The following is a 24,547-nucleotide window of genomic DNA, read 5'->3' as shown; positions in this document are numbered from 1 at the left end:
GAGAACCTGCCATGTCCCGTGCGCCGCTGCCGCCCTTCACCCTCGAGACCGCCATCCAGAAAGTCCGCCTGGCCGAAGACGCCTGGAATGGCCGCGATCCGGCGCGCGTGGCACTGGCCTATACGCCCGACAGCCGCTGGCGCAATCGCTCGACCTTCCTGCAGGGCCGTGCGGCGATCGAAGCCTTCCTCGCACAGAAGTGGCAGCGCGAACTCGACTACCGGCTCATCAAGGAGCTGTGGGCGTTCCGGGGGGACCGCATCGCGGTGCGCTTCGCGTACGAGTGGCACGACGCCTCTGGCCAATGGTTCCGCAGCTACGGCAACGAGAACTGGGCCTTCGATGGCGAAGGCCTGATGCATACGCGCATCGCCAGCATCAACGACCTGCCGATCACCGAGGCAGAGCGCCTCTACCACTGGCCAGCAGGTCGGCGGCCGGACGATCATGCGGGTCTCACCGCGCTGGGGCTGTGATCGTGGCCGGCACCGCCACTTACGCCAGCGACGTGGCCTTCACCGGCACGGTGAAGGCCATCCAGGCGCGCACGGGCTCACGGCCTTCGCACAGCAGCTCGGGACTGTTCCTACCCCTGCTTCACCAGGTTCTGAAGGACGAGGGCTCCGCCCTTGTCCAGCAGGGCGCCGACGCCAGCCAGCGTTCCGAGGGCAATGGGCGCGAACCCAAGATCGCCGACCAGCTTCGCGACGGCACCCACTGCGCTCGTGTCGTCCCCGGCCAGAAACATGACCCTTCGTCCGCCATGCTCGACAGGGCTCGATGCAAGCAACTTGGCTGGGAGTTGATTCAGCGACTTGACCACATGGGCCCCGCCGAAGGCGGACGCCACCACCAAACTCGAAGGCTGGCCATTCAGATCTTCGGGTGGCACTCCGTAGGTATTCATGGCGTCGACCACGATCTTGTCGGTCCACGGTGCACCCGCGCGGGCGACCGCTTTGTGGGCAGCGAAAGGAATCGCCAGGATGACGACATCGGCCTTGACGGCATCTTGCAGGCTCAGGGCGGTCACGTAGCCGGCGAGCTCCTTTTCCAGAGCTTGGATGGATTCCGGTCCGCGTGCGTTCGCGACGCCGACGGCGATCCCGCTGCGCGCGAATTGACGTGCCAGTGCCGAGCCGACGTTGCCCGAGCCGATGATGGAGTAGGTCATGAGAATTCCTTTGTTGTGGTAGAGCCTGCGGCTCAGGCCGAGATGGCCGCGATGTCGGCAAGGGCATGAGAGATGGCGGCATTCTTCGCTTGTGGACCCATCGCAAGACCTTCGGCGCGGACGACGGTGACATCGACCACGCCGATGAAGGCCAGCAAGCCGATGAGATAGCTCTCCTGGTGCTCGAGCGCAGCTGCCGGGCTGCCGGCGGAATACACGCCACCGCGCGCCGAGGCGATGAAGGCCTTCTTGTTCTTCAGCAGGCCTTCCGGTCCGGTCGCTGTGTAGCGGAAGGTCTTGCCCGCCACCGCGATGCGGTCGATCCACGCCTTGAGCGGCGTCGGAATCGATAGGTTGTACATGGGCGCGCCGATCACCAGGATGTCCGACGCAAAGAGTTCGTCCATGTAGGCATTGCCCTTGAGAAGGTCGGCCGTGATGGTTGCGTCATCGGTCGCCGCTCCTTGAAAGGCGGCCATGTGAGCGCCCGAAAGGTGCAGGGCCGGGTCGGCTGCGAGATCGCGAACCACGACGCGGATGTCAGGGTGCAGGGCTTGGTGACGCGCGACGATTTGGGCGGAAAGTTGACGGCTGACCGACGCGGCGCCGAGAACGCTGGAGTCGAGATGAAGAAGTTGCATGGTGGGCCTCGAAGAGTTTGTTGAAGAAGTCCGACCCTTTCGCTTCCGCGCCGGGGTCCGGGGAAGCGCTCTTCCCTTGGGCTGAATCTTGAAACTGCCGATGCCATCTGAGAAGCCGGTATATTGAGATGCAATCCATCTCCCCGGAAGATGGATCGAGCTTGAAATGCTGGATGGCGTGTCTCTTGATCAGCTTCGAACCTTCGTGACCGCCGTCGATGAAGGGAGCTTCTCCGCGGCAGCGCGAAGGCTCAATCGCGTGCAGTCCGCTGTGAGCGGTTGGGTCAATAGCCTGGAAGCGCAGATCGGCGTCGTGCTGTTCGACCGATCCGGGCGCTACCCGAAGCTCACACCTGAAGGCGTCATCCTGCTGGCGGACGCGCGCATCATCGTCTCCGGTGTCGACACGCTAAAAGCTCGCGCCAGGCTGATGTCGGCGGGGCTGGAGGCGGAGCTCTCGGTCGTCGTGGATGTGTTCTTCCCGACTGCACTCGTCAGCGCTGCCGCAAAGGCTTTCGCCAGCAAATTCCCGCTCACGCCTCTGCGCTTGTTCGTGGAGGGATTGGGCGCGGGCTATCAACCCGTTGTCGACGGGCGCTGCAACTTGGGCATCCTGGCGCCGCTGCCGATCGCGTTCCCGTCGCTCGTCAGCGAAGGCATCGGCCAGTTGTCGCTGGTCACAGTGGCCGCGCCGGATCATCCACTCGCAAGTTTCAAGCGCCGCATTCCGAAAGCGGCGCTGGCCAAGCACGTTCAACTGGTTCTCACCGATCGCTCGGAGTTGAGCGCGGGACATGACTATGGCGTGAAGTCGGCGGCGACCTGGCGACTGGCGGATCTCTCCACCAAGCACGCTTTCCTCAGGGACAGTGTTGGATGGGGAAACATGCCGGAGCACATGGTGCGCAAAGACCTTGCTGAAGGCACTCTGGTGTCGCTCGACGTCGAGGACATGCTGCCGAAGGGCTTCTCGCTCGCGATGGCTGCATTTCATCGGGCGTCGGAACCACCGGGGCCGGCGGGCAGGTGGCTGATCGACGATCTGAGAGTGCGCTTTGCCGAGCAGACACCGTGAAGGTCGGCTTCAGGCGATTGGTGCCACCGACTGCTCCTGGCCGGGACAACCTGTTCGGCCGTGCGCCACATAGCTGTCGTTGAAGGCGGCCACCCAGCGCCAGTGCCCAAGCTGACCGCCAGCGACAACGTCAGATCTTCGTCTGCTCCGAGATCTCGAGGGCATCATCGACCTCGATGCCGTGGTATCGCACCGTCGACTCGAGCTTCGAGTGCCCCAGAAGCAACTGCACGGCGCGCAGGTTCTTCCTGCGCCGGTAAATCAACGTCGCCTTGGTCCTGCGCAGGGAGTGCGTCCCGTACTCGGCGCGATCCAGGCGAAGCTCGTCGACCCAGTGCCCGAGGATCCTGGCGTACTGCCGGGTCCCCAGATGCGGCGAGTCGTGCAACCGGCTGGGGAACAGGAAGTCCTCCGGCTTCAACCCAGCCAGCTTGATCCAGGCATACAAGGCGTCGCGGGCAGCCTGCGTGATCTCGAACTGCACCGGGCGCTGCGTCTTGTGCTGCATGACGACGGCGCGCGTCGCCACTTGGTCGCCGTGGCATACATCGCGAACCTTGAGCGCGACGAGATCGCATCCCCGCAGCTTGCTGTCGATGCCCAGATTGAAGAGAGCAAGCTCTCGCACCCGCCTCTCCATCTGGAGCCTGACGCGCAGCGCCCAGATGTCCTTGAGTTTGAACGGCGCCTTCTGGCCGGCGATCTTGCCCTTGTTCCACGGCTCGCAATGAGCGGCGTTGCCTGTGGTTCCCATGATGGTCTCCCATCGAGTTGAGGGTCACACAGGATGGGGTCGCCCGCGGAATTTGCGGTCGCCCACCTTGACGCACCCTACGTCGACGCTTGCACCCTCGGACAAACAGGCGCAACCTACCTCGAATTCAACTCCTTAATTGCGCGAGCCTCGAGTGGCGTGCGAAAACCCCTCATGGCAGACGCAATCCCCGGCACCGCGAATTGGCTCAGGTTGGTCCAAGAGCCCATCATCGACCCCGAGCGTCCAATCATCGACCCACACCACCACCTGTGGACGGATGCCGGTGGACGCGCGCCCTACCTGCTTGCCGAGTTCTGGGCCGACACGCATTCTGGTCACCGCATCGAGAAGACCGTGTTTATCGAATGGCATGCCAGCTACCACCAGGCAGGCCCGGATCACCTGAGGTCCCTCGGCGAAACCGAATTCGCCGCCCGCATCGCGCGAGCCAGCCGCGAGGGCGATGGGAGGACCGTCGTTTCCGGCATCGTGGCCCATGCCGACCTGCGTCTTGGTCCTGCCCTGCGTAATGTGCTGCGAGCGCACGAAGGTGCCGCCGAGGGCCTGCTGCGTGGCATCCGTCATGCCGCCGCCTGGGATCCACATCCGAACGCGAAGGGCTTCAAGAGCCATGCTCCCGAGGGGCTCTATGGCGATACCGCCTTTCGCTCCGGCGTGGCCCTGTTGGGAGAACTCGGCTACAGCTACGACGGTTGGCACTACCACCACCAGAACGTTGCCTTTGCTGAACTGGCACGTGCGGTACCGGGAACCACATTGGTCCTCGACCACTTCGGCACACCGTTGGGCGTGGGCCCGTATGCCGGCCAGCGAGGGGCCATCTACGACTCTTGGCGGTCGGACTTGGCCGAGATCGCGAAGTGTCCCAACGTCGTCGCCAAACTGGGTGGTTTGGCGATGCCTTTCAACGGCTTCGGATGGCACCTACGGGACAGGCCTGCAAGTTCGGATGAGCTGGTGTCGGAGCAGGCGCGCTACTACCACCATGCCATCGAGTGCTTCGGACCTGCGCGCTGCATGTTCGAGAGTAACTTCCCCGTCGATCGACATTCGCTTTCCTATCCGGTGTACTGGAATGCGATGAAGAAGATCGCCCAACGCTATTCCACCAACGAGCAAAGTGCGCTGTTCTATGACACGGCGGCCCGCGTCTATCGTCTGTGATCACAGGCAAGACCTGCGCTTCAAGGGTCGGAATGATGAGGTCAGCGGCTCGAAGACCGGCGTTCAACCTACTTCCGCTTCGTCGCCACTGGCCTGATGACCGGGGGAACGGGACCCGGGCGCGGGGGTTTCCGCAGCGTTTTGTCAAACGTGTTGTGACCAGATCAAATTCTCATGCTTGCGCCGCGAAGCGTCGCCTGGTTTCGAACACTTTGCCGCCGTTCGTCTACTAGACCCGAATGCCCGCTCGCGCTGCAATGCGCGTGTAGCGCCAGGCGCCATACTCCGCGAGATACCCTTTGCTCCGCCAACCCTACGGCGACTCGTTTTTTCTCAGGGACTACCGAAGTCCATACCTCACAGGTCGAGCCTGCTGCTGTGGTCTCGATTCATTGACCGACTCTCTATGCGACTTGCTCTCTTTGACCTTGACGGGACCCTTTTGAGTGGCGACAGCGATGTGCTTTGGTGCGATTTTCTGATTGCGCAGGGCGTGCTGGATGCGGATTTGCGCGAACTCAGCGATGAGATGTCGAAGCGATACCTCGCCGGAACCGTGATGCCGGATGACTTTTGCGACTTTTATGCCGGAACTTTGAGTGGCTTCAGCTTGGGCGACCTGCAAGACCTTCGCAAGTGCTTCCTGCATGAAATCGTCCTGCCAAGAATTCCCGCGGATTCGTACGCGCTCGTTCGGCAACACCGCGACGCCGGCGACCTGGTCGTGCTGACCACGGCGACTAACCGTGTGGTGAGTGAATTGACTGCCGTTGCGCTGGGCGTAGATCATTACATCTGTACTGAACTCGAGCAGGTCAGTGGACGATTCACCGGGCGAACATGCGGACCATTGAATATCCGCACAGGAAAGGTCGATCGGCTACGTCAATGGCTCGACGACTCCGGACGATCAGCTCAGTCGCTGCGCGAGGCCTGCTTTTATAGCGATTCCATCAATGATCTGGCGCTACTGAGCGTAGTGGGTGAGCCTGTCGTAGTGGATCCTGATCCCAGACTAGAGTCCACTGCTATACGCAAAGGATGGAAGATTTTGAGACTGCATCGGAGTCGCTAATCTCGGGTTCCGAGCAGAGCGGCTCAGTCTGCTGACGCAGCGTCGGATGCGGTTAAGCCCTCAGAGCGTTGCCCGTTCGCGGTTCGCGGCGACGTCCGATTCAGACTGATCTGAGACAGTCGCAGCCGAAACTTGGATGACTGCTTGGACGAACACCGGCAATTCGTTGTCGGCGGCCACGACGCGACGGCTTTGCGATCTAAACCGGTCGACCGAAGACAGCGGGCCAGCAAGTCGGCAGCAACGACCGCTCTGGTTTACCGCGGTCGTCGCAAGGCGACCCTCAGCTGCCTTTCGAGCTTCTCCGAAGCTGCCCGACAGCCAAGCCTCGGCTCAACGCGCTTCGGGTCCGTGAAGCAGCCGTTCGTGGCCTCCAGGACTCGGCCACGACGGGACGTACTCGCCATGGCCGTAGAGCCGACCTTCGCACCATCGTGGGAAGCATTACCCCGGCGATACCTGGTGGCCGGCAATAGCTCGTTGTGCCTCGCTCTCCAGTTCAATGGCACGCTGGAAGTTGGGCAGTCCCACCGCGTTAAGCACGCGCTTGTACTGACTCACCACTTCCGGTCGCAGCGAGGCGATCTGCCGGGCCACACGTCGAGTCTCCGAATCGAGCTGGTCCGGCGCCACGACACGCCACAACAGCCCCCAATCCAGCGCTTGCGTCGGCGAGAACTCCTCGCCGAGCAGCATGAGTGCCTTGGCACGCGCGAGTCCCGCGTAAGCCGGGAGCGTCGCGGTGAGGCCACCCGTGACGAACACGCCGATGGATGCCTCGGGCAACTTGAACCGGGCGCTCGACGCGGCAATTACCACGTCCGCATTGAGCATCCACTCGAGCCCCGCTCCGACGGTCCACCCGTGCACGGCCGCGATCAGGGGCTTCGTCAAGTCGACGATGGCCATCGAGACGGCCTGGACCAGTACCAGGTCCTCGTCGGTGGGTGCAGTCGAGATGTCCCTCCCGGCACAGAACGCCTTTCCGTTGCCGTTGACAACGACCACCCGCACCGATGGATCGCTGCTCGCCGTAGCCAACGCGGACAACAAGTCGCGCGCTAGATCGTTGTCGATTGCGTTCAGCTTTTCGGGCCGGTTGAGCGACAGCGTCAACACGCCGTCTTGCACGCCCATGATCAATTTGGAAGGTGCCATGGCGCTTGATTCTGAGGCCGGCGCGGTAGCCGCACGTGTTCAACCGATCGGGAATCTCCAAACGTCGGGCGAGCGCTGTTCAATGGGCTCGTCAACGCGGCGCCTGCGCCATTGGGAGCTTCGGGCTTGATGCACCTTCAGCGACGGGTCGGAGCTGCCTCACGCGGCTTCGAGCAGTCAACCGTAGAGCTGCCGTTCAAGTTGGCCGGCAGCACAGCCGGCATTCGGGAGAACCCGGATGCGACCCATCGGCGACATTCGCGGGAGGCAAATCGCTGCCGCAAAGCAAGCACTACGCGGCAGAAAGTGGGAATGGCGTTTCAGCACGCCAGCCGAACGCGACCCGGTGATGCCGAAAGACGGACGGCGGATCGGCGTGGAGTTCAAAGCGCGGATGCGGCGAATGGGCGGTTTCCACGATCGGCCGATCGGCCAGCACCCGATGTGGAGCTACGAACTCGCATTTCTCGCCGCAAACTTCACGCACGTAGTCGACTGGCTCACGCTGCACCATGGTGCGCTCGATGTGTTCGTGTGTCCGTCCATCCGAACACCGGCGACGAGCTGCGCGATCATCGTGACAGCGCGCTGTGTTTCGGCCACGCGCACGCGCTCAACCGGCTTGATTGGTCGAGCATTAGGCGACGAGTTCATCGAGTCGCCCTTGGAGCAACTCGACCGCGGCGTTCAGCTCCGGCGCAGTCACGATCGGCAGCTCTGCCAACGGGCGCAGTCCGCCGAGCACGCTCTCGTACGCGAAATCGGGCGGCGATAGCGCGAGAAAGTCGACGTAGGCTGTTGCAGCGCCTGTGCGGCCGGAAAGGACCTCGAGCAACGCGAGATCGGCCAACGCCCAGTAGTCGCCACGGCGCGGGCCGGCGAGTTGCCCTCGAACTGTGGTCACCGCGTTGCCGAGTTCGTCGCGCAACTTCAGCGGCGCGATGCCGGGCAGGTGCATGGGCTCGTCGCTGGTAAGGGCCTGCGGGGCTAGCAGCACGCGCACGACCAGGCGATTGACCAGGTTGTAGGAGTTGACGATGCCGAACGCAGGATCCGATTCATAGACGAAGCCCTGGTCGTAGGCGCTCGCCGCTTCCTTCAGATGCTGATCGCGCGCACTGTCGTCGGCTTCGTCGGCCCAGCGGCGCTGCACCCCGCCGACCAAGCCGAAGCAATCACTGAGCTCGGTGGCCATCTCGATACGTCGCTCGGCCACGGTGCTGGTTGCCAGTTCGTTCCGGGCGAGCTCGATCGCATCGCCGAGCATCTCGAGCGCCGATGGATAGCCGTCGAGCCCGCCGTCGCGCTGGTTCTTGGCACTGGTTTTGAGATCGCGAATGCGGTCTATCGGCATGGACATGGTCGGCCCCGTATTTCCTCGGCTTATGGGTCGAGCTTGCGGAGCTCCTTCAGAGCTGCGCGGATCTGCTTTTGAAGCTCGACGAGATGTGGATCGGTGAGTCTCCTGGGAAATCCGAACTGGAGCACGTCGTTGCCCAGTTTCCGAAGCGCCGTGCGCAACGGCGCATCGTCGGCCCACTGCGCTCTCGGATACCGATTCGCCAGGTAGCACCAGGCCGCGATCCAGCGCTCCTTCACGCTGCGCTCGAGCTCCTTGCCATAGTCGACGTTGTCGGAGAAGAGCAAGGGCTTGCGACCCGCAGCCTGCGGATCCTTGCCGTACGGGGCTTCGATGCTGGTGCGCAGCAACGCGTGCGGCTCCTTGGTGATCTCCTCCTGCTTCCAGTCGAAGAAGTCGCGGCAGGTGCGAAAGGTCGCGTCATGCGGCAGCGCGCCGGCGCCGACGACGGGAGGTCGCTGTTCGACGATCGAGTCATGGCGCTCGAGCGCGCCGGAGACGGCGTCGACATCGACATCGGCCGCCGCATCCAGATCGAGCAGATAGGCCGTTGGCCCCAGCAAGTCGATCAACTGGCGCTTTTGCGAGCCGGGCTCGGCGGCCATGGCCGCGTCGAACTCGGGTTGCTCGATCAGGTTGACCGGCCCGATGTCGGCGCAGGCCATCCGCACGCCGAGTTCGAAAAACACGTTCGCGCGCCAGCCTGTCCAGTCGATCACGCATGTACGCGCCCAGCGGATACCTTCATAGAGGGCCTGTCCCACCAGACGGGGCGAGGCAATGTCGAGCGTGCGCGCGGGCTTGCGAGTCGGGTAGTAGTCCAGGAGCGCGTTCGAGAGCCTCAGCCAATGGGGCTCGTGATCGGCGCTGAAGGAGCAGAGCATCAGCATGTGGTCGATGGCACTGCGGCCGTCCACATCGACGGACGGGTAAGGGCAGCGCACGGCGTCGTAAGCCGGCAGGTCGAGGTAGTCCGGCAGCGACGCGCGCTCCTGCCAGCCGCGCTTGATGGCGGCGGGGATCACGGTCGCGGGATGCTGTGGATGCCCTACCTCGTACTTGCTGCCGTGGTAGATGAGCTTGGTTTCCTGGATGTTGAACGGCAGCTTCGACAGGTTAGCGGATGTCAGCTCCTTGGCAGTGCTGGTCAGTGTGACGCCCCGCCGAACGACCGCGCGAACTCCCATCGCGAGCATGATCGCCGGCTGATCGAAGTCGGTCGCGTCGAAGACCGCGATGGGTGCCGCACACAGCGCTTTGACGAAGTGCAGCCAGCGGCCAGGCGACGCGATGGCGTCGCCGATGTGCACCCGCAAAGCCTTCGGGTGCAGCGGCGACCCGAGCACCGACTCGAGCGCGCTGGCGTCTGTCGTCAATGCGTTGTCGACCCGTCCCGCGAGACTTGTCTGTGCTTTCTTCACATCCGCATGGACTACCAGCACCCAGACACCCGCAGGAAAAGGCTCCAGCCAAGGCTTGGTCACCGCGAGCAGAAAGCCGTGGCTTTGCAGCAGCGCCGTCGAAGGAACGGCGGCAAGCCGCGCGCCCTCGAAACCCTTGGCCACCTCCTTGACGATGCCGGCCAGGCGATTGCCGACGAAGACCGGCGCGCCGGAGATGCCCGCCCACCCCGCAGGGGCGCCGTGCGCTTCGACCGTCAGCTCCAGCTCGCGTGCGCCCTGTCCGCCGCCGCCGAGTGCGTACAGCTGGCCTTTCAGCGTTGACGTCTTCGACCCGGTCGTACCGTCGGGCAGATCAACCGTCGCGGCGTCAGGGTAGGCCCCGGATTCCCATTCCACGTCGGCCCCGAACTCGGTGTCGACCCAGTCGACCGGCGCCAGCTCCGGCGAGGGATTGACGAGGCGCAGCAGCATCGCGTCGAGGGAACTGTCCCGCCACACCGGCACCGGGGCGACGGCAAGCCAGCCGCCGGACTTCTCGACGCGGACCTCGATCGAAACGCCGACGTGGTCGGGCACCACGTGGCTGGCCGTCAGCACCAGGTCCGTGTCGATCAGGTAGCCGGTGCCCACGTGCGTGCCGCCCTCCGGCCCCGCCACCGTGGCCTGAATCATCACGAGCCGCTCACGGACCAGACCGGGCACGGCCTATCCTCGCGACGGCGTCTTGCGCGTCGCCGACCCCACCCGCAGGCGGGTGGAGGTATCGCTCCTCACAGGCGACAGGCTGAGCTTGAAAGTGTGCGTCGTGTCACGCCCGGCCTCGGCGCCGGCGCCGGCCTTAACGACCCAGAACGCCACACCGGCTTCGCCCTTCGCCTTGCGCGACAACGCGATTTTCAGTTCGAGCTCAACCTTGTCGACCTCGAACGCCACTAGGCTGCCCTTGCCTGACTCAATCGAAGCGTGCAACTCGGCACGCAGGCTCTCGATCATCTCGGCCAGACCGATCTGGGCCCCGTCGCTTGCGGTGGGTAAGGCGGGCATTTGCACTATCTCCCGGAGTGACTATCCAGACCTTTTACACCGTTCGGCTTCGTGACGACAAGTCGGCGGGAGAAACATGCGCGGCCGCGTCACTCGGCCACAGGCACCCCCTGCGCAGCTTCGCGCCCGGCGGCGCCGGCAATGTCTTGCACTCCTCGAACACGCGCTCCGCGCAGGTTGCGCAGATGCCGCGATCGCTATGTGGTTGGTCGACAATGTCTTGCGTCCCGGATGCAAGCCGAAGATACGGGCGCCTGAGCCGGACGGTCACGAGCACCCGCTTATGGCCGGAACTACCCGTTCGCGACGCTGGTGGAAAGCTGCTGCTGAGCAATCTGGCAATCACTCCGAGGGACCGCTGTCGGGCTTCGCCTCGACCTCACCGTCCCCGGCCATCAGCGGTCCTTCGCGACGCGCTCGAAAACTCGGCCTCGGCATGCCGGCGAAGGTCAGCTTTCCGGCGACGAACTTGAGGGCCGCTTTGGCTCGACCCGGCCATCAGCCGACAGTGCGACAGGCAGCTTCCTGGCATCCCGTCTCATCATTGCCTGGTTCTGGGCCGGCTGGGCTCAACGGAAACGGCTTGGCGGATCAGGGACCGGTACCAGCCGCGACGTACGAGCGGATTACCGAGCGCTGCCGTGCAGCAGGCGCACCCGCGTCAACGTCACCGCAGGCCCGGACGTCGACCCGCCACGGTCTTGTCCTACAGCGCGCCCGTACCGTTTTGGCTAGGCTGGAAATGCCAACGACACGCGGGCTCCGCGTCCGCAACACGGCTGTTCGCGCCGCATGTAGACCGGGAAGTCTCGTGAACAAATACGTCCGCTTCATCACCATGATCGCCACGTCCACGCTGGTGATGTTCGGGCTGATGTACCTGAACACCTACGCGATGGACCATGTGTTCTTTAGCCAGACTCGCGCCTGGATGGCGCTGTACATGGGTGGCGCAATGGCCATCGTGATGATGCTGTTCATGCTGGGCATGTACGACGACAGCCGCAAGAACACCGCCATCCTGATCGGCGCGGCCGTGGTGTTCGCGGGGTCGCTGTACTTGGTGCGTTCGCAAGACACCGTGTCGGACCAAGCTTGGCAAAGGGCCATGATTCCCCACCACAGCATCGCCATCCTGACCAGCACGCGCGCGCGCATCGAGGACCTTCGCGTGCGCGCCTTGGCCGACGGCATCGTCAAGGCTCAGCGCAAGGAGATCAAGGAAATGGAATGGCTGATCCGCGACATCGAGCAGAACGGCAAGGCCATGACGCCTGGGCAGGCGCAATCACGCCCCGTACCGGTGTTCGAGGGCCAACTGGGCGAGAAGTAGGCCCGCAGGACCCGAGGGGGCAATACATGACGGCTCGGGCACCGGGACGCGATCGAAGGAAAACACGATGACTGAAGCCACCCTTGCTGCCACACACGACGAAAAGACCGCCGTGCTCTACCGGATGGTCATGCCTGACCACGTCTGCCCCTACGGACTGAAGACAAAACACCTGCTGGAGTCGCGCGGCTACGCGATCGAAGACCACCACCTGAAGACGCGCCAGGAAACCGACGACTTCAAGTCCAAGCACGGCGTCAAGACGACACCACAGACCTTCATCGGTGGCGAACGCATCGGTGGTCACGACGCGGTGCGCGAGCACTTCGGCCTGAAGGTGCGCAAGGAGGGCGAGACCACCTACCAGCCCGTCATTGCGATCTTCGGCATGACGGCTGCGATGGCTGTGATGGCAGCTCGGGTCGCCACCGGGAACTGGGTAAGCGTGCTCACATTCGAGTGGTTCATTGCGTTTTCGATGTGCGCGCTGGCCATTCAGAAGCTGCAGAACGTTCAGCGGTTCTCGACCATGTTCCTGAACTACGACCTTCTGGCCCGCCGCTGGGTGCCGTATGGATCCATCTACCCGTTTGCCGAAGGGCTGGCCGGTGTGCTCATGATCACCGGCGTGCTTAACTGGGTGTCGGTACCCGTGGCGCTGTTCATCGGTGGCATCGGCGCCGTGTCCGTCATCAAGGCCGTGTACGTCGACAAGCGCGAACTGAAATGCGCCTGCGTCGGCGGCAGCAGCAACGTGCCACTGGGCTTTGTGTCGCTGACCGAGAACCTGATGATGGTGGCGATGGCCGTGTGGATGGCTGTCCGCATGGGCATCTGATTGACAGCGCCCGAGCCGCAAAGCTTGGCCTTGACGCTGACGGCGTTGGCAGGGCTCGGTGTGGCGATGCGCCCGCATCTATCAAACTGACACTTGGCATTCCGGCATCGTTGGCCTTGTCGCGCCGGCGGTGACCTGAGGGGGCCGTCGCGCTGACAGGCCGCCGGGAGGCGCCCCGAATAACGGTAGGCCTGCCCATGTCCGAACCCACCACCAACCGCATCGAGAGCGAGCCCCGGCGACCGGCAGCAACCGGCAAAGTCGACATTGCCCACGTGCACGGTCGAGAGTTGTTAACGCCAGGGCCATTCAAATGCCAGCAGACTGGTGTGTCCGAAGCAGCAAAACGGCTTACCGTCGCGCTGGTTTTCTACGCCGCCCTCAAATGAAAAGTGGACGTGCTTGCGAGCGGCCGAGCTAAACCGTCGATGCGTGGACGTGGTTCCCTTGTTTGTCACGTATGCCGACGCGGCAGTGCCGTCGAGCGGGCTGATTCTGAGTTTCTAGGTGCGCAGTCGCGGGGTAGGCGTCGATTTGTGACGTCTGAGCCAAGGCGCTCAAGTTCACCCAGATCGTACCGACAACAACCGATACCACTTCCGGAATCCCTGCGTGAACCTCGGACTCAAACTCCCCCTGGCATTCGCCACCGCCCTTCTGATGGCGGCTTGCGCGGGCCTCGTCGGCATCTACACGCTCAACCAGTCGCTGACGGTCTATGGCACGACCGTGCAGGGCGATGCCGCGAATGAGCGCGCGGTCGCCGAAATGCTGGTTGCCTTCAAGGAGCAGGTGCAGGAGTGGAAGAACACGCTGCTGCGCGGCAAGGACCCGGCCCGACTTGACAAGCATTGGAGTGCGTTCCAGAAGCAGGAGCGCGCAGTGAATGAACTCGCGAAGCGCCTGACCGTGTCGCTCCCGGAAGGCGAGAGCAAGTCGCTGGTCGCCAAGTTCGAGCAGGCGCATGCCGCGATGGGGGTCGGGTACCGGAAAGGCCTGGACGCGTTCAAGACGGCGACTTTCGACCCGGTCGCTGGGGACGCCTCTGTGACGGGCATCGACCGTGAACCGGCGAAGCTCCTCGAGCAGGCCGGCGATCGGATCGCGGCGGACAGTGCAGCAGTGTCGACGGCTGCGGCGGCGGGCGCGCGTCGAGCGACGCTGGTCAGCGCCGTCTTGATGCTCGTGGTGTGCGCGGTCGGCATCGCTGGCGCGTTCCTGTTCAGCCGTACGATCACAAGGCCGCTGGCGCGTGCCGTCGCGGCGACCCGCGCAGTGGCCGCTGGCGACCTGCAACAGGCAATCGACGTGACGGGCCGCGATGAAGTCGCGGACTTGTTGCGAGCGTTGCAGGATATGCAGACCAGTCTGTCGGTGGTCGTGACCGATGTGCGTCAGAACTCCGAGCACGTCGCGACGGCTTCGGCGCAGATAGCTGCTGGCAACAACGATCTGAGCGCGCGCACGGAGCAACAGGCGTCAGCCCTGCAACAGGCGGCCGCCTCCATGGAGCAATTGAGCGTGACGGTGCGACAGAACGCCGCGAGCGCGCAGCAGGCCAACCAGCTCGCGATGGGCGCCAGCACCGTCGCGATCTCCGGCGGTGAGACGGTGAACGGCGTCATCTCCACCATGAAGGGCATCAACGAGAGCTCGCGCAAGATTGTCGAGATCATCGGCGTCATCGACGGCATCGCCTTTCAGACCAACATCCTGGCGCTCAATGCGGCGGTCGAAGCCGCTCGCGCCGGCGAGCAAGGACGTGGCTTCGCGGTGGTCGCGAGCGAGGTGCGCAGCCTCGCCCAGCGCAGCGCCGATGCCGCGAAGCAGATCAAGACGCTGATCTCGACCAGCGTCGAGCGGGTCGAGGCCGGTACGGCCCTGGTAGATCGAGCCGGCGTCACGATGACGGAGATCGTTGCATCGATTGAACGGGTGACGGCCATCATGGGCGAGATCAGCGCAGCGACCAGTGAGCAGAGCACCGGCGTCTCTCAGGTCGGCGAAGCGGTAGCCCAGATGGACAAGGCGACCCAGCAGAACTCCGCGCTGGTGGAGGAGAGCGCCGCCGCGGCCGAGAGCTTGAAGGGGCAGGCCCAGAGCCTCGTCCAGGCCGTGGCCGTCTTCCGGCTGGCGCACGCCTCCTGACAACCGAAAGCGCTCGGCGTCGGCACGGCGCGCGGGCCCGGTCGCTGGTCAAGGACTTCCTCACCGAACCGAAGGACCGCGCGATCACGGAGGCGATCAACGTCGCTCATGTCGCGCAGGGGAGGCCAGGTCGAGAAGCCATTGATACCAGGACAGCGAGGCCTGATAAGGCAGGTCACGTTCCAGATCCGAAATGCCCAGACAGCGTTGCTCGTTGCCAGCGCAAAGAGCACGGTGGAACGGAGCAGGTACGTGTTGAAGCTTCATCGCAGCTTGGCGGTCCGTCGTGTGCGTTTGGAGCAAAATCCGCTTGTGTTTCGTTAAAAGCATGCCCGTCGCGGCGGCGATCGAAGAATTGCCGTCGGGTGGGCTGGTGAACCACCATGGTGCACGTGCTTGCGTTCTTCGATGACGAATTCAGGGCTCATTGCGTGGATATATTCGTTCGCGAGAACGGTACCTTGGGCTTTGAAGAATTCCGAAGAGACAGGCGCGGTTTCACGGCAGGGACACCGCCACTCTTGTGTGGACTGCGATGACCTTCCCCAGCACGAAGATTCAGCCGCCCCGCCAGCGCGGGGTCCACGTGAATCGGCCAGTTCTCGACTCGGCGCTGAGTCATTCCCTTCGCACGCAGCGCGTCACGCTCATCAGCGCGCCGGCGGGATTTGGCAAGACGGCGGCCTTGGCACAACAGCTACAACGACTGCCTGTGGGCACCGCGGTCGCATGGGTCTCATTGGACGAAGGCGACGAACTGCCGCGGGTTCTAGAGTGCCTGTTCGCTGCTTTGGAGCCGTTCGACTTGCCGTGGCGCGTCGCGCCCGACGCGCTCGCCACCTCGGCCAGCGGGGGACGCGAAGAGCGGGTGAGGGCCGCTGACGAGCTGATCAACGCCTTGTCATCGACCGCAGCCCCGCGTGGCCTGGTGGTTCTCGATGACCTGCACCGCGTGGTTGATTCTGCATTGTTCGACTTTGTCGATCGCTTGGCAGAACGCTTGCCGGATGCCTGGGGTTTGGTACTTGTGACTCGGCTTGATCCCCCGATTTCACTATCGCGGCTCAGGGCCGCAGGTGAGTTGACCGAAATCCGCCAAGCCGAACTGCGCTTCGATCACCACGACGTCGTACAACTTGGGGCTTCGCTCGACTCGGCCAACCGTCGGGATGCCTTGAGCGATGCTGACGCTGAGTTGCTTCTCACCCGCACCGGGGGATGGGCGGCTGGCCTGAGGCTGGCGCTGATGAGCGCACATCCGCGACATCTCCCGGCCAATAGCAGCGGTATTTCCTGGGGCAGGGTGGGGCACGCAATAGATCGGCATCTTTTTGAGTACCTCGCTGATGAAGTGCTTGGAACGATGCCGATAGACCTTCGCGATTTTCTGGTGCGTTGCTCCATATTGCCGGATCTGAATGTCCGGCGTACCGCCGCAGTCTCTGGCGACCCGTTAGCTGCGCAGCATTTGCTGGAACTCGAGCGCCGCGACTTGTTCGTTTCCGTGTTCGAGGACGGATCAGAACGGACCTTGCGATTGCACGATCTTTTCAGAGACTTTCTTGAGGACCACCTCGTCCGAGAGCGCCCTGATGAACTCGTCGACCTCCTGACGCGTGCGGCGGCGACCGAGGCCGACCCCGTTCGACGGGTAGGCTATCTGGTTCGCGCAAAGGACTGGAAAGCGGCCATCGGCACACTGGTCGAGGAAGGCCCGGAGCTTCTGAGCGTAGGCGCTGTAGATGAGGTGCTGCAGCTGGTTGGCATGTTGCCTACGAGCGTTCAGGAGACCTCGGCTGAAGTGCAGCTGTTGCGCGGTCTCGTCGCGTGGACGCGCTGGGACTGGGTTGCGATGGACACTGCCGTAAGCCGCGCCATGCTCATGTCGCTGAACCCTGAGCAACGGCAACTGGCGCTGAGCTACCGGGGCATCGCGCATTCGAGTCTGGGGCGTCTTGACTCCATGCGAGCCGCGCTCGACGAATTGCACCAGACGAGTCCGCAGGGCTCTGCGGTCCTGATGGCGGGGCTTCTTGACCTGTGGAACGCGTTCAACTCCGGACGTTTCGAAGAGCTGGCACCGTTGTACCAGCGCCAACTCGACGAGCTGGAGCGGACCCGCTCGAGCAGCTTGTGGTACCAATGCGCCCCGATCGCTGCTTACTTCGCGCTGCCAAGAATGCGAGGCTTGCTTCAGCGCTACGTCGATGGCGCGCTAGCGCGGTTGCCGGACGCGCCGACCCCCTTGCGGGCTCATGCCTTGGGACTGCAAGGAGGCCTTCTTGTCTGGGCTGGGCAACCGGACGAAGCACTTGCCGTTCTCACGGAGGCTCAGCGCGATGCGCGTTGGGTAGGTCAGCCACTCATCGTATCGAGCATGGTCTACGGTCAAACGGCGACCGCTCATGCGCTGCGAGGGGAACTTCGGGAAGCTCATGCGGCCTGGAACGTGCATCTTGATCAGAATCGCAAAGCGGGGGACCTGCCGGCGCTCGTTCGGCTGGCCTTCGGCAATCACTACGCTGCCCGCCTCGCGCTGACAGTCAACGCCCCCGACGTAGCGCGCGAACTATTCGCTTCGGTGGAAGACCCGGCACCGCAAGACCGGCGGCCGCAGCTCTTGGCAGTGCGCACGAGCTTGCGCGGCTACCGCGCCTTGCTGGACGGAGATATCGCCGGCGCCATTGCCGGATTTGAGAACGCGTTGGCGAACGGCCCGCAGATCGACTTGTTCGGACTGGTCAGTGAACTCCGGCTGCGACTTGCACTGTGTCTGACGCAAGCCAGGCGATTGCCGGAGGCCGTGCAATTCCTTCGTCCGGCACTCGAGCGTCATCGAGACGATGTCGAAGTTACGCCTGTGCTGCTGGCGGGGTCTCACACGTTGCAGGCCTTGGTCGATACAGAGTGGGGGAAGGCGATTAGTGAAGAGGAACGAGCACTGCTTGTTCAGTGGTCATCTCTATCGCGCTCTTTGCGGGTTTCCGAGCCAGATGCGGACACCCGCGAGCAGAGGTGGGGAGACTCGTTGTCTTTGCGTGAGGCGCAGGTGCTGGAACGCATTGCAGCAGGTGATAGCAATAAGGTGATTGCGCGAATGTTGGACCTGAGCCCTCACACCGTGAAACGCCATGTGGCGAACATCCTGGACAAGCTTGGCGCGACGAGCCGTGGACAGGCAGTGGCTTTGTGGCGCTTGGGGCAAGCGCGGGCCTTCTGAACTCGCGCGCCGCGTGGCGCGTTTTTACGCCGCCCCAGCTTCGCATTGATGATCTATCCCGCACTTCTGCGCCAACCGGGACTCACCAATTCCAGCAATGCCGCTGGTTCCGTCTTCGGCAATGTTGCGGCGTCTGTAGCGCGCCCAAGCGCATCGCCGAGCGCGAGCCCGATCAGGCGATCTGCGAAGCTGATTCGAACTAGCTTCTCGGCTTCTCGCCCCCGTCTGGATGCAGTTGGGCATAACGGTCCATGACGCCATGCAGTGGCGTGCCCGCGATCCACGATGAGCCTTGGCGGTGGCGCTGGAGCAAGAAGGCGCGGAGCTCCGCATCCGAGGCCAATGATTCGCACAGGATCACAACGAAGGGTAGAAGTCCCGACTGCGCGTCGGTACCTGTTGTGATCGGTCCCAGAGCCATGGAAGCGCCGACGGCGATCGCGACGGAGAGTGCCACCAACCCTCCGTGCCATTCGATCCCGGGGGCCATCTCCATGGCCGCCATCCCGGTGTAGTGCATGGCCGAGATCCCAGCGCCCATCACTGCTGAACCCGCGCACAGTCGACGCCAATCCATGGTGGCATCACCTGCAATGAACAGCGCGATGCCTGATGCTGCTACGGCAGCGCCCCAGGACAACGCGGTCATGGCACGAGAGTAGCCGAGCTCAATGGGGAGCGTGAATGCAAGCATGCCGACGAAGTGCATGCACCAGATTCCGGTGCCTAGAGCAACGGACCCGCCAGCCCACCAACCGAACGCGACGGCTTTGTTCTGGTCACGAACCCGCTTGGCAAGGTCCAATCCCACGTAGGAGGCGAACGTGGCAACCAGCAGGCTCAAGGCAACGAGACCGGGCTGGTGGTTCGAGACTAGATATGTCACTTTTGCCCTTTGCACGAGGACGGGTGGCGCGCGGTTGTTCCGCTCAACCCGCTTCGGCAGCGCATCTGGCTGCCTTAGTTCGATGGACTCCGGAATTGATCTGGATCAATCGCGACCTGAAAATGAGTCACTTGAGGGGGCAGGGGCGGTGCTGACGACGCTGATACCCCTTCCAGGCCGCAAACGGGAAGCTTCAAGCGTGTGGCTCTCGCACCATCCGTCGCTATAAGGCGTAAGGCGTGGCCAGCCTTGCCTCACTCATGCAGCTGTCGAGGGCCGTGCTGTCGATTCGCGCACCACCAGCGACGCGTCGACTTCGTGGTGCAACGTCGTGCTCTGCCCGGCGAGGTGGCGCACGAGGTAGGTGCCCGCGCGTGTCCAGACCTCGTCGGTCGGCAAGTGCATGGTCGTCAGGCTGGGGCGGAGGTGCCGGCTCCATTCCAGATCGTCAAAGCCCATCACCGACAGGTCGTGCGGCACGCTCAGGCCGCGCCGCTCGGCTTCGAGCAGTACGCCGTAGGCAATCACGTCGTTGCCGCAGATCAGGGCTGTGGGACGCTGGGGCAGCGTGAGGAACCGGCGTGCCGCCTGGCGTGCGTCGTCGAGGTGGTACGGCACTTCCAGTGACCATTCGGGTCGCAGCGCGAGCCCGTGGTCTCCCAGCGCTCGCACCACGCCGGCCACGCGCGCGGAGGCGCGGTCGTTGTTCGCGGATAACGCCGCGACCATGCCGATCTCACGGTGGCCGAGTTCGATCAGATAGCTGCAGGCCCGCCAAGCCGCCAGCTCGTTGTTGGCGCCGACGCACGCGTAAGGCTTCTCGGGGTGGTACACGCCGACGTTGACGAACGGGATGCGCTGCGTGGCCAGCAGGCGGCGCAGCGGCTCGGTGTGCACGTCGCCGCGCAGGATCAGCCCGTCGACGCCGCGACTGGCCATGTTCTGCGCCTGCGTGAACTCGACCTCGGGGTCGTAGCCGCTGGTCGCCAGCAGCAGCAGGTAGCCCTGCAGCGAGAGATAGCTCTGCAGCGCCTCGATGCCGCGCGCGAACATCGCGTTGTCGACGGTCGGCACGATCGCCCCGATCGTGCGCGTGCGCCGCGACGACAGTGCGCGCGCCGCCGCGTCCGGGATGTAGCCGAGTTCGGCGATCGCCGCATCGATTCGGGCGCGCAGTTCGACGGTCACCGTATCGGGGTTGTTGAGCGCGCGCGAGATGGACGCGGTCGACACGCCGGCATGACGCGCGACTTCGCGAATTCCGATCGACTTGGGCTTCATGATGAAACAGTTTACAGGAAACGATACGATCGCATTTTCATTCGATTTTCAGGGGAAACACCTATGACAACAGCCTCGTTCGACCGTCCAGCCGGTTGACATTTGTCCGCTGACTTCCCAGAATGCTGTAACCGGTTACAGACCAAAGAGCGGTGCGACAACCGCCGGTCAACCACCCCGACTAGGAGACAACGACATGCAACGATCGGTCCGGATTTCGGCACTCGCCCTCGGCGTGATGGCCCTCGGTGCGGTTCACCTCGGCGCCGCGGCGCAGGCCGCCTTCGACTGGAAGAAGCACCAGGGCAAGACGGTGACCTTCCTCGCCAACAACAACCCGGTCGCCAACGCGATCATCAAGTACAAGGCCGACTTCGAGAAGCAGACCGGCATGACGCTGAAGGTCGACTCCTACCAGGAGCAGCAGATGCGCCAGCGCCTGGTCACGGTGATGAACTCGCGCAGCGACGAGGTCGACCTGTTCATGTCGCTGCCCTCGCGCGAGGGCCTGCAGTTCGCCAAGGCCGGCTGGTACGCCGACCTGAACGACCTGGTCAAGAACGCCAGCGCGAAGGACTACGACTTCGCCGACCTGAGCCCCGCGATGGTCAAGGACGCGAGCTACAAAAACCAGCTGCTCGGCATCCCGCTCAACATCGAAGGCCCGGTCGTCTACTACCGGAAGGATCTGTTCCAGAAGTGCGGCGTGACGTTCCCGAAGACGCTCGCCGAGCTGGAGAGCGTGGCCGCGAAGCTGAAGACCTGCGAGCCCGGCGTCACGCCGTTCGTCTCGCGCGGCCTGAAGCCGGCGCTGCCGTTCACCTACAGCGTGTTCCTGCACAACATGGGCGGGCAGTACCTGAAGGGCGGCAAGTCGCAGCTGTGCAGCAAGGAGGGCCAGGCCTCGCTCGATCTGTACGCCAAGCTGCTGAAGGACTACGGCCCGCCGGGCGTCGTGAACTACAGCTTCTATCAAATCTCCGGCCTGTACAAGGAAGGCAAGGCGGCGATGGCGTTCGAGTCGTCGAACGAACTGCGCACCGTGATGGACGGCGGCGCGCGGCTGAAGGACACCGGCATCGCCGTGCTCCCCGCCGGCCCCGGCGGCTCGCACCCGACGGTGATCGGCTGGACGATGTCGGTCTCGAACTTCAGCAAAAACAAGGAAGCCGCCTGGTACTTCCTGCAGTGGGCGACGAGCAAGGCGATGCAGGAGAAGCTCGCGCTCGACGGCATCGCGCCGCCGCGCGCCTCGGTCGCCAACGATGCGGACTACAAGAAGTGGGCCGACGAGCAGCCGGTGCGCAAGGAGTGGGTCGCGGCCGTCAACGAGCTGGGCAAGACCGGCACGTCGGAGGTCGGCTATCCGATCGTCGCGAACCCGGCCTCGCGTGAGTTCGTCGGCCAGGCGGTCAACGAGCTGCTGCTCGGCCAGAAGCCGGTGGCGCAGGCCTGCGCCGACGCCGACAAGCAGCTCGACGCGCTGATCGCTAAAGAGTGAGCGACGCCGTCTGACATGAACGCGTTCGAGTTCCAGGCCGGCCACCGCGTGCTGGTGGTGGGCGGTGCCGGCGACATCGGCGCGGCCATCTCGCAGGCGTTTCTCGACGCCGGCTGCGAGGTCGTCGCGACCGGTGTGGACGACGCCGCGCTCGCGTCGAGCACGCTGAAGGCGCAGCCGCGCCTGCGGCTGGCGCCGCTGGACGTGACGAGCGACGCGCAGGTCGCGGCCTTCGTCGCCGAACTCGGCACGCTGAGCACGCTGGTGAACTGCGCCGGCATCCTGGCACGCTTCAAGGAGTTCGAGGTCGAGACCTTCCAGAAAGTGATCGACGTGAACCTGACCGGCACGTTTCGGCTGTGCACCGCGTGCAAGCCGCTGCTCGCCGCGAACGATGGCGGCGGGGCGATCGTCAACATCGCCTCGATGAACGCTTTTGTCGCGCTGCCATGGATCCCGGCCTACTGCGCGAGCAAGGGTGGCGTCGTGATGCTGACCAAGTCGCTGGCGCTCGCCTGGGCCGCCGACGGCGTGCGCGTCAACGCAGTCGCGCCCGGCTACGTCGAGACGCAGATCAACGCGGCGGGGCGGCAGGACCTGGCCCACTACGAGCGCATCCGCTCGCGCATTCCGCAGGGCCGCTGGGCCCAGCCGGACGACATCGCCGGCAGCGCGGTCTTCCTCGCGTCGAACGCCGCGAACTACATCACCGGCACCGTGCTCGCGGTCGACGGCGGCTTTCTCGCGGGCTGAAGGACGACGCGATGAGTCAATCCATCGGCACCAAGAACGAGCTCGCGTTCCTGTCGCTCCCGGCGGTCGTGTTCACGGTCGCGCTGATCGCGTTCCCGTTCGCCTACACGGTCTGGATGAGCCTGCACGAGTTCAGCTTCGGCGGCACCGCGAAACTGAACTACGGCCACAACTACGTGCAGATGGTCCAGGACGCCGAGTTCTGGAACGGCATGAAGATCACGCTCGCGCTGTACGTGCTGTCGCTGGTGCTGCAACTGGTGCTCGGCACCTACGTCGCGATCCTGCTGCACAGCTCGAAGAAGCTGTCGGGCATCGTGCGCACGCTGATGATCTCGCCGTTCGTGCTGCCGCCAGTCGTGGTCGGCATGATGTGGCTGGTCGTGCTCGACCCGTCGATCGGCGCGGCCAACTACATCCTGACCAGCGTCGGCTTGCCGCGGTCCGACTGGCTCGCCTCGCCGCAGTGGGTGATCCCGACCGTCGCCTTCATCGACACCTGGCAGTGGACGCCGTATGTCGCGCTGATCGTGCTCGGCGGGCTGCAGTCGTTGCCGCCGAATGTCTACGAGGCCGCGCAGATCGACGGCGCGTCACGCTGGAAGACCTTCTGGCGCATCACGCTGCCGCTGCTGATGCCGACGATCGTGACCGCCGCGATCCTGCGCAGCGTCGACCTGCTGCGCTTCTTCGACATCATCTACATCACGACCCAGGGCGGCCCCGGCAACGCCTCGAACACGTTGAACATCTACGGCTTCCGCAAGGGCTTCGAATTCTTCGAGATCGGCTACGCCAGTGCGCTGATGATCACGCTCTCGGCGATCGTGCTCGGCGCGGTCGTCGTGTTGACCCAGGCGCGCAAGCGCGTGGCCTGGTGAGGAGGCGCGCGTGGACGACAAGTGGATCCGCCGCCTGAACCTGCTCCAGATCGCGATCGTCGCGTTCATGATCCTGGCGCCGATCGCCTGGATGGTGCTGGGATCGTTCAAGCCCTCGTCGGAGGTGACGGCGTACCCGCCCAAGCTGTGGTTCGCGCCGACGCTCGACAACTACCGCCAACTCTTCGACACCACGCCGTTCGCGCACTACACCTGGAACAGCGCGGTCATCACGATCGGCTCGACGCTGATCGGCATCGTGCTCGGCGTGCCCGCCTCGTTCGCGGTCTCATGGACGCGCATCACCTGGCCCGCCACCGTGACGCTGCTCGCGCGCATGGCGCCGGGCACGTTGTTCCTGCTGCCGTGGTACGTGATGTTCCGCGAGCTCGGCATGATCGGCAGCTACTGGGCGCTGATCCTCACCCATGCGGTGATCACGATGCCGATCGTGATCTGGGTCCTGCTGCCGTACTTCGACAACATCCCGCGCAGCGTGCTCGAGAGCGCGCAGGTCGATGGTTGCAGCGTGCCGCGCATCCTGTGGCGGATCGCGCTGCCGCTGGTGACGCCCGGGCTGGTCGTCGCGGCGATCCTGTCGTTCGTGTTCTCGTGGAACTACTTCCTGTTCGCGCTGGTGCTGTCGAACGGCGACACCAAGACGCTGATCGCGGCGTCGTTCAATTTCATCGGCGAAGGCGCCGCGAACTGGGGCGCGCTGATGGCAGCCGCCACGCTGATCGCGCTGCCGCCGCTGGTTCTCGCGTTCTTCGTGCAGCGCCGGCTCGTGTCCGGGCTGGCGATGGGTGCGGTCAAGGGTTAAGGAGTTCTCTC

The 24,547-nt window shown here is 64.1% G+C and carries 22 protein-coding genes and 1 pseudogene; 14 read left to right on the top strand and 9 right to left on the bottom strand.

Annotation, left to right across the window (positions count from 1 at the left end):
- Positions 1 to 11: 11 nt before the first annotated feature.
- Positions 12 to 476 (top strand): nuclear transport factor 2 family protein, encoded by a 465-nt coding sequence (locus tag ACWH49_RS03340; protein WP_448170160.1) that lies wholly within the window; start codon positions 12 to 14, stop codon positions 474 to 476.
- Between the two features lie 110 nt (positions 477 to 586).
- Here ACWH49_RS03340 and ACWH49_RS03335 read toward each other — a convergent pair whose 3' ends face one another.
- Positions 587 to 1,174, bottom strand: a complete 588-nt coding sequence (locus ACWH49_RS03335; protein ID WP_448170159.1) for an NADPH-dependent F420 reductase — start codon at positions 1,172 to 1,174, stop codon at positions 587 to 589.
- Positions 1,175 to 1,206: 32 nt separating this feature from the next.
- On the bottom strand, positions 1,207 to 1,815 hold the full coding sequence (locus ACWH49_RS03330; protein WP_448170158.1) for an FMN-dependent NADH-azoreductase: 609 nt from the start codon (positions 1,813 to 1,815) through the stop codon (positions 1,207 to 1,209).
- A gap of 166 nt (positions 1,816 to 1,981) precedes the next feature.
- Here ACWH49_RS03330 and ACWH49_RS03325 point away from each other — a divergent pair, with 166 nt between their 5' ends.
- Entirely contained in the window at positions 1,982 to 2,890 is a 909-nt protein-coding gene (locus ACWH49_RS03325; RefSeq protein WP_448170157.1) for a LysR family transcriptional regulator, read from the top strand.
- 130 nt (positions 2,891 to 3,020) lie between these two features.
- On the opposite strand, the gene ACWH49_RS03320 is transcribed toward ACWH49_RS03325, so the two are convergent.
- Positions 3,021 to 3,644 carry a tyrosine-type recombinase/integrase gene (locus ACWH49_RS03320; RefSeq protein WP_448170156.1) on the bottom strand — a complete coding sequence of 208 codons (624 nt, stop codon included), beginning with the start codon at positions 3,642 to 3,644 and terminating at the stop codon, positions 3,021 to 3,023.
- A 174-nt stretch (positions 3,645 to 3,818) separates the two neighbouring features.
- Between ACWH49_RS03320 and ACWH49_RS03315 the strand changes: the two genes are divergently transcribed.
- Together ACWH49_RS03315 and ACWH49_RS03310 are read left to right on the top strand one after the other, a co-directional pair.
- On the top strand, positions 3,819 to 4,832 hold the full coding sequence (locus ACWH49_RS03315; protein ID WP_448170155.1) for an amidohydrolase family protein: 1,014 nt from the start codon (positions 3,819 to 3,821) through the stop codon (positions 4,830 to 4,832).
- A gap of 406 nt (positions 4,833 to 5,238) precedes the next feature.
- Complete coding sequence (locus ACWH49_RS03310; protein WP_448170154.1) at positions 5,239 to 5,907, top strand: HAD family hydrolase; 669 nt, start codon at positions 5,239 to 5,241, stop codon at positions 5,905 to 5,907.
- Between the two features lie 444 nt (positions 5,908 to 6,351).
- Here ACWH49_RS03310 and ACWH49_RS03305 read toward each other — a convergent pair whose 3' ends face one another.
- Complete coding sequence (locus ACWH49_RS03305) at positions 6,352 to 7,065, bottom strand: enoyl-CoA hydratase/isomerase family protein (RefSeq protein ID WP_448170153.1); 714 nt, start codon at positions 7,063 to 7,065, stop codon at positions 6,352 to 6,354.
- Between the two features lie 400 nt (positions 7,066 to 7,465).
- On the opposite strand from ACWH49_RS03305, the pseudogene ACWH49_RS03300 reads away from it, so the two are divergent.
- Positions 7,466 to 7,683 (top strand): annotated as a pseudogene (locus tag ACWH49_RS03300) (DOPA 4,5-dioxygenase family protein); the annotation flags it as partial.
- 19 nt (positions 7,684 to 7,702) lie between these two features.
- Here the strand turns inward: ACWH49_RS03300 and ACWH49_RS03295 are convergent.
- From ACWH49_RS03295 to ACWH49_RS03285, 3 genes are read right to left on the bottom strand one after another with little or no spacing between them, the layout of a single operon-like run.
- On the bottom strand, positions 7,703 to 8,425 hold the full coding sequence (locus ACWH49_RS03295) for a hypothetical protein (RefSeq protein ID WP_448170152.1): 723 nt from the start codon (positions 8,423 to 8,425) through the stop codon (positions 7,703 to 7,705).
- A gap of 23 nt (positions 8,426 to 8,448) precedes the next feature.
- A complete protein-coding gene (locus ACWH49_RS03290) occupies positions 8,449 to 10,530 on the bottom strand; it encodes a S1 family peptidase (RefSeq protein WP_448170151.1) in 2,082 nt (693 codons plus the stop codon).
- 3 nt (positions 10,531 to 10,533) lie between these two features.
- Positions 10,534 to 10,872: a trypco2 family protein gene (locus ACWH49_RS03285; RefSeq protein WP_448170150.1), complete on the bottom strand. Its 339-nt coding sequence runs from the start codon at positions 10,870 to 10,872 to the stop codon at positions 10,534 to 10,536.
- Positions 10,873 to 11,614: 742 nt separating this feature from the next.
- Between ACWH49_RS03285 and ACWH49_RS03280 the strand changes: the two genes are divergently transcribed.
- The 5 genes from ACWH49_RS03280 (at position 11,615) to ACWH49_RS03260 (ending at position 18,411) form a co-directional block, all read left to right on the top strand.
- Positions 11,615 to 12,205: a DUF305 domain-containing protein gene (locus ACWH49_RS03280; RefSeq protein WP_448170149.1), complete on the top strand. Its 591-nt coding sequence runs from the start codon at positions 11,615 to 11,617 to the stop codon at positions 12,203 to 12,205.
- A 67-nt stretch (positions 12,206 to 12,272) separates the two neighbouring features.
- Complete coding sequence (locus ACWH49_RS03275) at positions 12,273 to 13,043, top strand: MauE/DoxX family redox-associated membrane protein (protein WP_448170148.1); 771 nt, start codon at positions 12,273 to 12,275, stop codon at positions 13,041 to 13,043.
- A 197-nt stretch (positions 13,044 to 13,240) separates the two neighbouring features.
- Entirely contained in the window at positions 13,241 to 13,432 is a 192-nt protein-coding gene (locus ACWH49_RS03270; RefSeq protein WP_448170147.1) for a hypothetical protein, read from the top strand.
- Between the two features lie 223 nt (positions 13,433 to 13,655).
- The gene (locus ACWH49_RS03265; protein ID WP_448170146.1) at positions 13,656 to 15,191 is read left to right on the top strand and encodes a methyl-accepting chemotaxis protein; all 1,536 of its coding nucleotides are present in this window, start codon (positions 13,656 to 13,658) and stop codon (positions 15,189 to 15,191) included.
- 535 nt (positions 15,192 to 15,726) lie between these two features.
- Positions 15,727 to 18,411, top strand: coding sequence for a LuxR C-terminal-related transcriptional regulator (locus ACWH49_RS03260; RefSeq protein ID WP_448170145.1), 2,685 nt, complete (start codon positions 15,727 to 15,729; stop codon positions 18,409 to 18,411).
- A gap of 199 nt (positions 18,412 to 18,610) precedes the next feature.
- On the opposite strand, the gene ACWH49_RS03255 is transcribed toward ACWH49_RS03260, so the two are convergent.
- Together ACWH49_RS03255 and ACWH49_RS03250 are read right to left on the bottom strand one after the other, a co-directional pair.
- Positions 18,611 to 19,255, bottom strand: coding sequence for an MHYT domain-containing protein (locus tag ACWH49_RS03255; protein ID WP_448170144.1), 645 nt, complete (start codon positions 19,253 to 19,255; stop codon positions 18,611 to 18,613).
- Between the two features lie 300 nt (positions 19,256 to 19,555).
- Positions 19,556 to 20,578 carry a LacI family DNA-binding transcriptional regulator gene (locus tag ACWH49_RS03250; protein ID WP_448170143.1) on the bottom strand — a complete coding sequence of 341 codons (1,023 nt, stop codon included), beginning with the start codon at positions 20,576 to 20,578 and terminating at the stop codon, positions 19,556 to 19,558.
- A gap of 196 nt (positions 20,579 to 20,774) precedes the next feature.
- Here ACWH49_RS03250 and ACWH49_RS03245 point away from each other — a divergent pair, with 196 nt between their 5' ends.
- From ACWH49_RS03245 to ACWH49_RS03230, 4 genes are read left to right on the top strand one after another with little or no spacing between them, the layout of a single operon-like run.
- The gene (locus tag ACWH49_RS03245) at positions 20,775 to 22,079 is read left to right on the top strand and encodes an ABC transporter substrate-binding protein (RefSeq protein WP_448170142.1); all 1,305 of its coding nucleotides are present in this window, start codon (positions 20,775 to 20,777) and stop codon (positions 22,077 to 22,079) included.
- A 15-nt stretch (positions 22,080 to 22,094) separates the two neighbouring features.
- A complete protein-coding gene (locus tag ACWH49_RS03240) occupies positions 22,095 to 22,832 on the top strand; it encodes an SDR family NAD(P)-dependent oxidoreductase (protein ID WP_448170141.1) in 738 nt (245 codons plus the stop codon).
- 11 nt (positions 22,833 to 22,843) lie between these two features.
- The gene (locus tag ACWH49_RS03235) at positions 22,844 to 23,713 is read left to right on the top strand and encodes a carbohydrate ABC transporter permease (RefSeq protein ID WP_448170140.1); all 870 of its coding nucleotides are present in this window, start codon (positions 22,844 to 22,846) and stop codon (positions 23,711 to 23,713) included.
- Positions 23,714 to 23,723: 10 nt separating this feature from the next.
- Positions 23,724 to 24,536, top strand: coding sequence for a carbohydrate ABC transporter permease (locus ACWH49_RS03230; protein ID WP_448170139.1), 813 nt, complete (start codon positions 23,724 to 23,726; stop codon positions 24,534 to 24,536).
- Positions 24,537 to 24,547 lie beyond the last annotated feature (11 nt).

Source organism: Rhizobacter fulvus, from assembly GCF_964020785.1.
This window is presented reverse-complemented; position numbering and strand designations above follow the sequence as displayed.